The organism is Methylophaga sp. UBA4204 (assembly GCF_002379485.1).
Taxonomy (GTDB): Bacteria; Pseudomonadota; Gammaproteobacteria; order Nitrosococcales; family Methylophagaceae; genus Methylophaga.
Window position 1 is genome coordinate 5,583 of the sequence record NZ_DFTU01000061.1, and the last position, 11,309, is coordinate 16,891.

10 protein-coding genes are annotated in these 11,309 nt (G+C 44.7%); 7 read left to right on the forward strand and 3 right to left on the reverse strand.

All coding sequences use genetic code 11. The features are described from left to right. The 6 genes from B3182_RS08900 to B3182_RS08925 form a co-directional block, all read left to right on the forward strand. A partial coding sequence (locus B3182_RS08900) for a hybrid sensor histidine kinase/response regulator (protein WP_292752447.1) occupies positions 1 to 2,388 on the forward strand: 2,388 nt, incomplete at its 5' end. Positions 2,389 to 2,399: 11 nt separating this feature from the next. Continuing rightward, positions 2,400 to 4,598, forward strand: coding sequence for an EAL domain-containing protein (locus B3182_RS08905; RefSeq protein ID WP_292354329.1), 2,199 nt, complete (start codon positions 2,400 to 2,402; stop codon positions 4,596 to 4,598). Positions 4,599 to 4,720: 122 nt separating this feature from the next. Next, on the forward strand, positions 4,721 to 5,245 hold the full coding sequence (locus tag B3182_RS08910; protein ID WP_292354327.1) for a peroxiredoxin: 525 nt from the start codon (positions 4,721 to 4,723) through the stop codon (positions 5,243 to 5,245). A gap of 88 nt (positions 5,246 to 5,333) precedes the next feature. Next, positions 5,334 to 6,689: a glutathione-disulfide reductase gene (gene gorA / locus B3182_RS08915; protein ID WP_292354325.1), complete on the forward strand. Its 1,356-nt coding sequence runs from the start codon at positions 5,334 to 5,336 to the stop codon at positions 6,687 to 6,689. A gap of 111 nt (positions 6,690 to 6,800) precedes the next feature. Beyond that, on the forward strand, positions 6,801 to 6,872 hold the full coding sequence (pqqA, locus tag B3182_RS08920) for a pyrroloquinoline quinone precursor peptide PqqA (RefSeq protein ID WP_081443609.1): 72 nt from the start codon (positions 6,801 to 6,803) through the stop codon (positions 6,870 to 6,872). A 121-nt stretch (positions 6,873 to 6,993) separates the two neighbouring features. Further along, the gene (locus B3182_RS08925) at positions 6,994 to 7,980 is read left to right on the forward strand and encodes an NAD(P)/FAD-dependent oxidoreductase (protein WP_292752450.1); all 987 of its coding nucleotides are present in this window, start codon (positions 6,994 to 6,996) and stop codon (positions 7,978 to 7,980) included. Here B3182_RS08925 and B3182_RS08930 read toward each other — a convergent pair. Continuing rightward, the gene (locus tag B3182_RS08930; protein WP_292354321.1) at positions 7,977 to 8,843 is read right to left on the reverse strand and encodes an alpha/beta hydrolase; all 867 of its coding nucleotides are present in this window, start codon (positions 8,841 to 8,843) and stop codon (positions 7,977 to 7,979) included. The genes B3182_RS08925 and B3182_RS08930 overlap by 4 nt on opposite strands. 67 nt (positions 8,844 to 8,910) lie before the next feature. After that, positions 8,911 to 9,318, reverse strand: a complete 408-nt coding sequence (locus B3182_RS08935; RefSeq protein WP_292354319.1) for a hypothetical protein — start codon at positions 9,316 to 9,318, stop codon at positions 8,911 to 8,913. A gap of 148 nt (positions 9,319 to 9,466) precedes the next feature. Here B3182_RS08935 and B3182_RS08940 point away from each other — a divergent pair, with 148 nt between their 5' ends. Continuing rightward, entirely contained in the window at positions 9,467 to 10,600 is a 1,134-nt protein-coding gene (locus B3182_RS08940; RefSeq protein WP_292354317.1) for a WG repeat-containing protein, read from the forward strand. On the opposite strand, the gene B3182_RS08945 is transcribed toward B3182_RS08940, so the two are convergent. Further along, positions 10,597 to 11,309: sigma 54-interacting transcriptional regulator (locus B3182_RS08945; protein ID WP_292752453.1), on the reverse strand; the 713-nt coding region annotated here is incomplete at its 5' end. The two genes, B3182_RS08940 and B3182_RS08945, sit on opposite strands and share 4 nt — an antisense overlap.

Genomic DNA, 11,309 nt, shown 5'->3' on the forward strand with positions numbered 1-11,309 from the left:
GAATTCACACTCACCCATCAGAACAATCCTAGACGGCTAAGAATAATGGCCTATCCAGACCAGCAATTCCCTTCGCATGTGCAGGGCGTCATTCAGGATGTGCATGATCGTAAACTGGTAGAAGCCAATCTGATCGAAGAACAGCGGCGTTCTCACTATATGGCTGAAACAACGCTCCAGTTTATGTGGACGGTGACTGCTGAAGGGATGCTTGACTCTGTTTCCCGTTTTGCCGTTGAATTTTTTGGCAAACCAGAACCCGATATACTTCACAACTGGTTTGAACTGGTGCACCCCGATGATCAAACTGCTGCGCGTGAACGCTGGTCTCATTCAATGAGAACAGGGGTCGCCTACTCTGATGAGTTCCGATTACGGCGGTTTGATAATGAATATATTTGGTTTCTGGCTCAAACCAGTGCCATCCGCAACGAGCAGGGAAAAGTCGTAAAGTGGTACGGTTCGAGCATTAATATTCATCAAACCAAACTGTTGCAACAACAGAGTGAGGCCTTATCACAGCAGTTGCAGAATACTCTGGACAGTATCACCGATGCCTTTTTCACCTTAAGTACTGATTTACGGTTTAACTATGTGAATAATCAGGCGGTGGCTTTATTTAATATTCCCCATTCGCAACTGCTGGATAAAAAAGGTATCGAAAATACTGATATTGATCGCAGTGGCTCGCTGGTAAAAAAATTGTCATTGGCACTAATGCAGCAACAGGTGATGTCCTTTGAGCATCTGTACGAAGCAAAACAGTTATGGCTGGATATCAGGATATACCCCTCAACCAAAGGGCTTACCGTTTATCTGCGGGACATTACTCGACAACGCCGGGAAGCGGAAGAACTGAAGTTGTTACGAAGTGCGGTATCACAACTTAATGATGTAGTGATTATTACTGAAGCTTCACGTTTTGCCCAAGAAAAGGCAAATATCGTTTTTGTGAACAACGCGTTTGAACGTATAACCGGTTACAGCCGTCAGGAAGTGATCGGTAAAAGCCTGAAAATTTTGCATGGCCCGAAAACCGAAAAAAATGAACTTCAAAAAATTAAAGCGGCTTACAGCACCTGGCAGCCATTTCGTGCTCAATTAACCCAGTATCATAAAAGTGGTCGTGAAATTGTGCTGGAGCTGAATAGTGTTCCCATTGGCCTGACCGCAGGCTGGTATACCCATTGGGTATCCGTTGAGCGCGATATAACTGAAGAAAGGCATTTACAGAAACAGTTACAACTGGCGCAGCGGATGGAGGCCATTGGGCAGTTAACCGGTGGTATTGCCCATGATTTTAATAACTTATTGACCGTTATTACCGGGAATACCGAAATATTAATCGATGAGCTGGCCGATAAACCCGCTTTACAGCCTCTGGCAAAACTTATCAGCAGTGCAGCGGATCGAGGCGCACGTTTGACCAGTAATCTACTGGCTTTTGCCAGACGCCAGCCACTCTCGCCCGAAGCCGTTAATATCAATATGTTAATACGTAATATTGAGGCTTTATTACGAAGCTCATTAGGGCAAAAATACGAGTTGGATCTCAATCTTAATAGCGATATCTGGCCCGTCATGATTGATCCCGTTCAACTGGAGAGTAGTTTATTAAATCTGACCATTAATGCTCGAGACGCCATGCCTGAGGGTGGCAAACTAATGATCAGCACAGAGCGATTTAATCTTCCCACGGATCAACAAACCTCAGCGAACGAACTTAAGGCAGGCGAATACGTCAAAATTGATGTAATGGATAATGGGGAAGGAATTTCCCAGGATTTGCTGGATAAGGTATTTGAACCTTTTTTCACCACTAAGCCAGCAGGAAAAGGCAGTGGTTTGGGATTAAGCATGGTATTTGGCTTTATCAAACAGTCCGGCGGTCACATCCAGGTACAGTCTGAGCCCGGGCGGGGAACACGATTCCAGTTATTTCTTCCTCATAATGAGATGGTGTCGCCAGCACCTGTCCTGCAGGAGATTGATTCTCCGACAACAGTACAACACTCCAAACAAACCATTCTGGTTGTAGAAGACAATGATCTGGTCAGACATTATGCTATTTCACAGCTGCGGGATGCGGGTTATCAGGTGCTTGCAGCAGCTGATGGGCATCAGGCTTTAAACTGGCTTGCGTCGGCACAGCAAATTGATTTACTGTTCACCGATGTACTGATGCCCGGCGGTATTAGCGGACATGAGCTGGCAAAACAGGCAAAACAACTTCGACAAACACTTCCCGTGCTCTATACCTCGGGCTATACGGAGAAAGCACTGACCGACGAAGAAAAACAGAATGGCAGTATTCCTATTTTGAATAAGCCATATCATCGTGCAGCTCTTTTGAACAGAGTCGCACAAATGCTGACCTACAAGACCTGAGAGATTAATAGATGTCGGATCATAAACTGTTGATACTGGATGACGACCAACTGACCGGAGAGACCATCCGCAATGTTGCCGAATACGCTGGTATGTCAGTGAAAGTGACCACCAATGCAATTAATTTTTTCAATTTACTTAATGAGTGGCAGCCTACTCATATTGCATTAGACCTGATTATGCCCGATATGGATGGGGTAGAAGTTCTGGGGGCATTGGGGGAGCAACTGGTCACTGCCAAAATCATTATTACCAGCGGGGTTGGCCATCAGGTTTTACAGGCCGCCGCCCGCTCAGCGGCAGCACATGGATTGAACATTGTCGGAATTTTACCGAAACCCTTTAATCCAAAAGCTTTCCGTGAAATGATTGACTTGCCATCACTTAATGCGATTGATTTGCTTGATGGCCAACAGCTGCAATCATCTTCCAGTGTCCCAGCCATTACAGCCACAGATGTTGCTCAGGCAATTACCAACCGGGAAATTACGTTGGCGTATCAACCCAAAGTAGACTGCACCAGCGGTGAATTAGTGGGTTTTGAGGCGCTAGCAAGGTGGAGTCATAAGGAATACGGATTTATTGCTCCGGATGTCTTTATTGCCATTGCCGAGCAAAATAATCTGATTGATGATTTAACCATTCTGGTTTTCGAACAGGCTTTACCGTGGTTTAGACAGTTTTGCCAGCAACAACGAATAAATCCGGGCACCCCTCAGTCCCATCAACTTCTTTGCTCCATCAATATTTCTGCTTTATCACTCCGCAATCTGACGCTGTTTAATCAGATTGAAGCATTGTGTGACTCTCATGACGTAAAACTTCACACCATCATGCTTGAACTCACCGAGACCGGCGCAATGGATGATCCCGTTGCATCTCTGGATATTCTGACCCGGTTAAGGATGAAGGGATTTCAACTGTCCATTGATGACTTTGGAACGGGTTTTTCGTCGATGTTGCAACTGGTACGGATGCCGTTCTCCGAAGTAAAAGTCGATAAATCGTTTGTAATGACGGCACAACAGTCACGAGAATCAAGACTGGTCATTCAGGCGATCATCGAATTGGCCCACAGCCTGGATATGAAAGTAATTGCTGAAGGCATTGAAGACTATGCCACGCTACAGTTTCTGCAAAAGCAAGGTTGCGATAAAGCCCAGGGATTTTTTATTGGCAGGCCGGTCCCCGCCGATCAGATTGGCCAATGGCTACAACAGCGCAAACTGGCACTGGAACAACAGCGACTGAAAGCGCTTGAATCCTTGAAAATTATGGACACGCCTGCTGAACAGCGATTTGATCGAATTACCCGTTTAGCAAAACGCATGTTCGATGTACCGATCGCGCTGATTACCTTACTAGATGATGAAAGACAGTGGTTTAAATCAAAAGTTGGATTAGATGCGTCTGAAACCCCTCGAGAACAGGCTTTTTGCAATTATACGATCGAGCAGGAAAAAAGTTTTATCGTGAACGATGCAACCCTTGATATTCGTTTCAATGATAATCCTTTGGTGGTGAATAAGCCTCATATAAGATTTTATGCCGGTTTTCCATTCCGAGCCCCCGGTGGTGAAAAATTGGGTGCGTTATGCCTGATTGATCATAAACCACGTTATATCAGTGAACGGGATTCCCGATTATTAGGTGAACTGGCGTTAATGGTAGAAGAAGAAATCGCCACCAATCAGCTGCTGTGTGAAGATCATTTAACGGGCTTGCTCAATAGAAGAGGCTTCGAATTCAGGGCCAATCATATTCTGCAAATGTGCCGTAATCAGGACTGTGAAGCGTCGCTGATCTATTTTGATCTGGACAACTTCAAACAAATCAATGATGGCCATGGTCATCAGGCTGGCGATAATGCCTTACTGCAATTCTCAACGTTATTAAATAGCACTTTTCGTGATTCGGATTTAATCGGTCGTATTGGAGGAGATGAATTTGTTGTGTTGATGGTCAATCAGAACGATACCGATCAAACCGCCATTCTGCAGCGGCTATCCAACACGGTAGACTCCTACAATCAGTCCATCCATAGTGATATTCGCTTACATTACAGCTTTGGTATCACGACCACAAAATCATTAAGCGATTACGATTTACAACAGCTTTACACGCTGGCTGACGAAGCAATGTATAGAAACAAGCGTAGTGGACAACAATTGAATATGGCGATTGATATCAATAGTCAGACCCAAGATTAATCGCTTTTACCGATTAATAAAACCGAAATAAGTTGTTTTATTAATCATTATTGTTCCGCTACACTGCTCATAACTGAATAAATGTTCAGGAAACCACTACCCCAAAAAAGGAGATTAACAACATGACTCAACGAGTACCTAATGTCGTTTTTAAAACCCGTGTAAGAGATGAAAGTATTGGTGGCGATAACCCTTTCCGCTGGCAGGATGTTACGACCGATGAAATTTTCAAAGGTAAAAGTGTCATCGTCTTCGCATTGCCTGGTGCGTTTACCCCGACCTGTTCAAGTACCCACTTGCCAGGTTATGAAGAACACTATGATGAGCTGAAAGCAAAAGGCATTGATGAAGTTTATTGTCTGTCCGTAAATGATGCTTTCACCATGTTCCAATGGGGCAAACGTCAGGACGTGAAAAAAGTCAAATTGCTGCCGGATGGTAATGGTGAATTTACCCGTGGCATGAACATGCTGGTGAAAAAAGAAAACCTGGGCTTTGGTGAGCGTTCATGGCGTTACTCAATGCATGTGGTGGATGGTGAAGTGAAAAAACTTTTTGCTGAGCCAGGCAAGATGGATAATTGCCCTGATGACCCGTTTGAAGTCAGCGGCGTGGATACCATGCTGGATTATTTGAATAAACAATAATGCTGTATTAGCCACATTACACCGGACCTGTGACCATTCAGGTCCGGTATTTTTTTGTAAAGTTAAATGGCAGACAGGAGTTTTTTAGATGCAATACGATTACGATTTATTTGTTATTGGTGCCGGTTCAGGTGGCGTTCGAGCCAGCCGCATGGCGGCATCATATGGTGCAAAAGTCGCAGTATGCGAAGATCGTTATCTGGGCGGAACTTGTGTAAATGTCGGTTGTGTACCTAAAAAACTTTATGTTTATGCTTCTGAATATTCAGCCCATTTCAACGATGCCAAAGGCTTTGGCTGGCAAGTCAGTAAACCGGCTTTTGACTGGGCGACGTTACGTGATAACAAAACAGATGAAATCAGTCGTTTGAATGGTGTCTATGAAGGCATTCTGGATCGTGCCGGCGTTGAGATAATCGATGGCAGAGGCAAAATAATTGATGCCCATACGGTGGAAGTAAATGGTAAGAAATTCACCACAGAACGAATTTTAATTGCTACGGGCGGCTGGCCATTTATCCCGGATATACCCGGTAAAACCCATGCAGTGGATTCCAATGGAATTTTTGATTTGGCAGAATTCCCTAAACGCCTGGCGGTTGTGGGCGGGGGGTATATCGCCGTGGAGTTTGCCGGTATTTTTCATGGCTTGGGTGCTCAAGTCACACAAATTGTCCGTGGTGGCGGATTACTGAATGGTTTTGATAAAGAGACGGCTGAATTTGCTGCAGAGCAGATTCAACAAAATGGTGTGCATATTCACTTTAATACCGAAGTGACATCAATTAAGAAACAAAAAGATGACAGTTTATATTTAACCATGTCGGATGGTCATCATTTAACGGTTGATACCGTGTTATTTGCCACCGGCAGGAAACCACATCTCGATGGATTGGGACTGGAAAATGTTGACATCAAGCTTGGTAAAAGTGGACATATCGAGGTTAATAAAACCTTTCAGACGTCTGAACCCAGTATTTACGCCCTGGGCGATGTAACAGGTGGTATGGAACTAACACCTGTAGCATTAGCCGAGGGTATGGCATTGGCTGGCTATCTGTTTGATAAGCAACCTTGTAAAGTGGATTACAGCAATATTGCCACCACAGTGTTTTGTCAGCCGAATATCGGTACTGTCGGTATGACTGAAGAACAGGCACGTAAGGAATATTCAAATGTATTGAAATATCGCTCAAACTTTCGCGCGATGAAACACACCTTGGGTGGCTCGCAGGAACGCACTTTAATGAAGTTACTGGTCGACGGTGATACTGATAGAGTGTTAGGAGCACACATGGTGGGAGACTCAGCAGGGGAAATTATGCAGGGCATAGCCATTGCGATTAAATGCGGGGCAACCAAAACAGATTTTGATGCAACGATTGGCATTCATCCAACTGCAGCGGAAGAGTTTGTCACTATGCGCACCCCGGTAAGTGATTAATCAGGAAAATCCTGAGTCCATTCGGGTGTATCACTGAGGTTTTAGTTGTTTGAACACGTTAATCTATACCTAAGTCAGCAAACGCTGATATCAAATTTGAGGAGAATGATTATGTGGACTAAACCAGAATATTCAGACATGCGTTTCGGTTTCGAAGTAACAATGTATATCTGCAACCGTTAATACGCAGTTATAAAGAAATAAGAAACCTCAGTCTTCGGACTGGGGTTTTTTTTCGCCTGTCAGAAACCTCTTCTTAACCACTCTGGTCTGATTGCCAAATTCATTACCGCCTCGGACTCACATGAGCAAAATTGCAATTATTGGCAGCGGATTGGCTGGCCTCACACTGGCTCATCAACTTAAACCCTACGCGGACATTCATTTGTTCGAAAAAGCGCAACGTGCTGGCGGCAGATTGGCATCACGTACCGCGGGCTTATTTCAGTTTGATCATGGTGCCCAATTTTTTACGGTTAAAACACCACGTTTTGCTGAATTTATTCAGCCATTAATCAAAAAGCAGGTGATAGAACGCTGGGATGCACATTTCGCAGAATTTGCCGGCGCTGAAAAAGTAGTAGAACGCCAGTGGAATGCAGACTATCCACATTTTGTCGGCAGTCCTGATATGCAGGCGTTTGCTCAGGCGCTCGCTGCCCCCTTGGATATTCAGTTTAATCAGCAAATCACCCATCTTATGCAACAGAATGGGAAATGGTGCTTATTGCACCAAGGGACGCAAATCGCGGATGATTTTGATTGGGTGATCAGCTGTCTGCCAGCGAGCCAGACCGCCGATCTTTTACCCAAGGAGTTTGCCAGCCATCATTCTATTGAGCATACAAAAATGCTAGCCTGTTACGCGTTAATGCTGGGTTTTAATGATGCCCCCGCTCTCGACTGGCAAGCCGCGTTAGTACGAGATGCAAAAATAAGCTGGATGTCGGTTAATAGCTCCAAACCTTCTCGCTCCGGTGAGTTTTCAATGGTGATACAAGCCAATAATATTTGGGCAGAAGAAAACCTGGCCGTCGAGGATGAGCGAATCAAACAACAAATGCTTGATGAAGTGCAGCGCGTCAGTGGACTGGATACTGGTAAAGTCAGTCATATCGATTTAAGGCGCTGGGGCTTCGCTAATATTCCTGCTCAAACTGGTCAACAATTTTATCTGGATAACACTTTAAAACTGGCGGCTTGCGGTGACTGGTGCATTCAGGGTCGAGTCGAGTCGGCTTTCAGCAGTGCAGAGGCACTGGGACAACAACTCATCCTGCAGTTAAGCTAATCCTGATACTTTTCAATAAATGTTGTGATTGGAGCGAGTAAAGCACCTTGTCCACGCAAAGGTTTTGCCAGCTTGGCAACCATAGCCACATGGCTGTAACCATCAAACTCCACCAACTTTACTGAATTACCATGCTGCTTGAGTTTATCTGCCAGTCGATAACTGTTACGTGGTAGTACAGTACGATCATCAGTGCCAACCAGTAATAACATCGGAGGGTGATCGTTGGTGACAAAATTCACTGGCTGACTTTGCCACTGGCTGCTTTCATCGCCAAAAATTTGTTTTAACGTGTCACTTTTCAGTGGCAGGAAATCATAGGGCCCAGCTAAACCAATCATTCCCTGCAACTGCTGTGGCTGCATATCAACCTGCTGCAAATAAAGCGGATTCACCGACAACATGGCAGCAATATGTGCTCCGGCAGAGTGTCCGGCAATAAACAGCTTTTCCGGATCACCGCCAAACTCTGCAATATGCTGTTTGGTCCAGCCCACTGATTGAGCAGCATCTTCGATAAATTGAGGAAATACGACTTCAGGGTAGACTCGGTAATCGGGAATCACCACGATGACACCCTGTGAAGTCAGGGCTTCTGCGACAAATTTATAATCCGCTTTATCGCCTGTTTCCCAGCCGCCACCATAAAAGAAAATAACCGTTGCTGGTTTCGAGGTTACTGTTGAATTCACAGGCTGATAGATATCCAGTTTCAGGCGCGGATGGTCACCATAAATCAGATCTGCTCGATGTTGATATCCTGATTCCGGCACCATGGCGTTTAATACGGTTACCGGTGAACAAGCACTTAATGAAAGCGCCGAGAGACTGCCTAATAAACTTTGAATAAACTGGCGAAGCACGCAAACATTCCTTAAGTTAATAGCTTAACCAGACTGACTTAGCGAGACGGAGGTTCCTCAGAACAGACTAACGAGCATAAGAATGAAGCTTGTTGCAGACTTTCTCTGCATCTTTCAAGTTACGCTTCGCTTTTTTTACCCGCTTATCTTCAATCATCGCAATCATACCGACAACACCAATCATACTGGCAATCGCGCCGGCAATCCCACCCGATAACCAGGCAATCAGCATCGCCAGTCCAATTAAGCCAAACACTTGGATTACAGTAAATTGCGATGCCAGTTTTTCTTTTTGGCAGGTCGTTAATTTTTGATCCCAAAGCTGAATCAGTTCGGTCAGCTCATCGTCAGTCAACACATTGAAATTAACATAGTATTCCAGACCGATAATCTCGTCGTTATCATTTCGTGAACTCAGATCAATAGTTTCTGCCATCATTTTCAGCGCTATATAGGTATCTTCATCCTTTTCCATACATACTCCATCAGCATTGTTGATTCACTATCGATTTAGCTGCAGTGGGGTCTTAGGGGTGTTCTCCCAACAGTTTATTTTCACAAGCTTTTCACCCGAACAAGAACAGACTTATCATGGGAATAACTCCCAAAAAGTGGGTGAGGTTATGAATAGAACGTTATGTAAAACATTGGGATATATTCTGTCAGCGCTGACATTCACCGGCGTCTCTACCAGTCATGCTGTTCAGCCTACCATGGCTTATGTAGAAAATCTGAAGATTGATCTTATTTTTGATGATGCCGGCAGTTTTAAAAATGACCGAGCGGCAGTAATGATTGCCAATCAGGGCATAGCACAATTTGCCATGATCAATCCTGATGGCGACATTCTGTTCACCGCCGATGAAATCAATGATTTGGACAGCGGCGTCACCGCCTATCGTAAAGATAATCTATGGGGCATTGTAGATCGAAATGGAAAAATAATACTGCAGCCCACCTACCCAAAAATTCAATCTTTTAAAGAGGGATATGCTGCTTTTATCAAGGATGGAATGTGGGGCTTTTTAAATACTTCTGGTCAGCAAGTAGTTCCGGCCAAATATGACAAGGTGGGCGTTTTCTCAGAAGGTCTGGCGGGTTTCAAAGTCAATGATCAATGGGGCTACCTGAATACTGAGGGAGAAGAAGTCATTAAGGCGCAGTTTGATGAAATTCAGATCTTCAGCGAACAACGAGCCGCCGTTAGAGTGGATGAAGAATGGGGATATATTGATGCCGAGGGGAAACGGTTAATCAAGCCAGCATTTGCCCAGAGCCGGGTATTTCGCGAGGGTTATGCTGCTGTATTTGTTGAGGGTAAGTGGGGCTACATCGATAAAAAAGGGGATTGGCTGATACGTCCTCAATTTGATCAAGCCAAAGCATTTGGTGAGGGTTTTGCGGTAATCAAACAAAATGGGCTATACGGTTTTATTGATTCCAGTGGAGAAATAGTAGTCAAGCCGTATTTTGATGATGCCTGGAATTTCCGCGAAGGGTTAGCCCGTGTGGAGAAAAACGCCAAGGTTGGCTATATCAATACCGAAGGCCAGATTGAAATTGAACCGGAATATGTCTGGGCATATTCATTTTCGGATGGTCTGGCGGTGATAACCTATAATTATCGGCAGTATGGTTATATTAACCGGCAGGGTGAAGTGGTTATCGAACCACAATTTGAACATGCTCAACCGTTTAATGAAGGTTTGGCGGCAATAAAAATTCGTGATAAATGGGGTTATATTTCGAGGAATTAAGCAGTATCTTCGGCCTCATCGGTTTCTTCATCCAGCCAGCGATACAACGTACGACGACCGATTCCCAGTAACGCAGCGGCGCGACGTTTATTACCGTCCACCTCTTTTAAAACCATATTTACATAACGTTTTTGTAACTGATCCAGGGTTGGCAATACGACACCGGCCAATAACTCATCATTTTGCCTATCCATTTCAGGGCTTGCCATCGCCAGTTTTGACGGTTGATTTTCCAGTAAACGAGAGGGTAAATGCTGCGGTTGCACCCAGTCTTCGTTGCAAAAGGCAAACGCTCTTTCTACGACATTCTGTAGCTCCCTGACATTGCCCGGAAAGGCATAGTCACGAATAATGTCCAATGCTTTATCGCTGAACCCCTGAATTTTACGTCCCTGAGCAACCACCAGTTGTTGTAAAAACTGCTGTGCCAGAATTTCCCTATCCTCTTCACGGTCCCGTAAAGGGGGCACTGACAAAGCAAAGGTTTCCAGTCGATAGAATAAATCTTCCCGAAAACTGCCTTCAATAACTTTTTGTTTCAAATCCCGATGGGTGGCCGCAATAATACGGACATCCACTTTTTCTTCGGTATCATGGCCCACCGGACGAATCGATCCATCCTGTAAGGCGCGTAATAATTTTGCCTGCAATGCCATTGGCATTTCACCAATTTCATCCAGTAACAAACTGCCACCATTTGCTTCCTGTA

Bases quoted from the DNA above. Each gene is read 5' to 3' on its own strand.
- B3182_RS08910 (WP_292354327.1), top strand. From the start codon at position 4,721: ATGACTCAACGAGTACCTAATGTCGTTTTTAAAACCCGTGTAAGAGAT.
- B3182_RS08940 (WP_292354317.1), top strand. From the start codon at position 9,467: ATGAATAGAACGTTATGTAAAACATTGGGATATATTCTGTCAGCGCTG.
- B3182_RS08935 (WP_292354319.1), bottom strand. From the start codon at position 9,318: ATGGAAAAGGATGAAGATACCTATATAGCGCTGAAAATGATGGCAGAA.
- B3182_RS08925 (WP_292752450.1), top strand. From the start codon at position 6,994: ATGAGCAAAATTGCAATTATTGGCAGCGGATTGGCTGGCCTCACACTG.
- B3182_RS08905 (WP_292354329.1), top strand. From the start codon at position 2,400: ATGTCGGATCATAAACTGTTGATACTGGATGACGACCAACTGACCGGA.
- gorA (WP_292354325.1), top strand. From the start codon at position 5,334: ATGCAATACGATTACGATTTATTTGTTATTGGTGCCGGTTCAGGTGGC.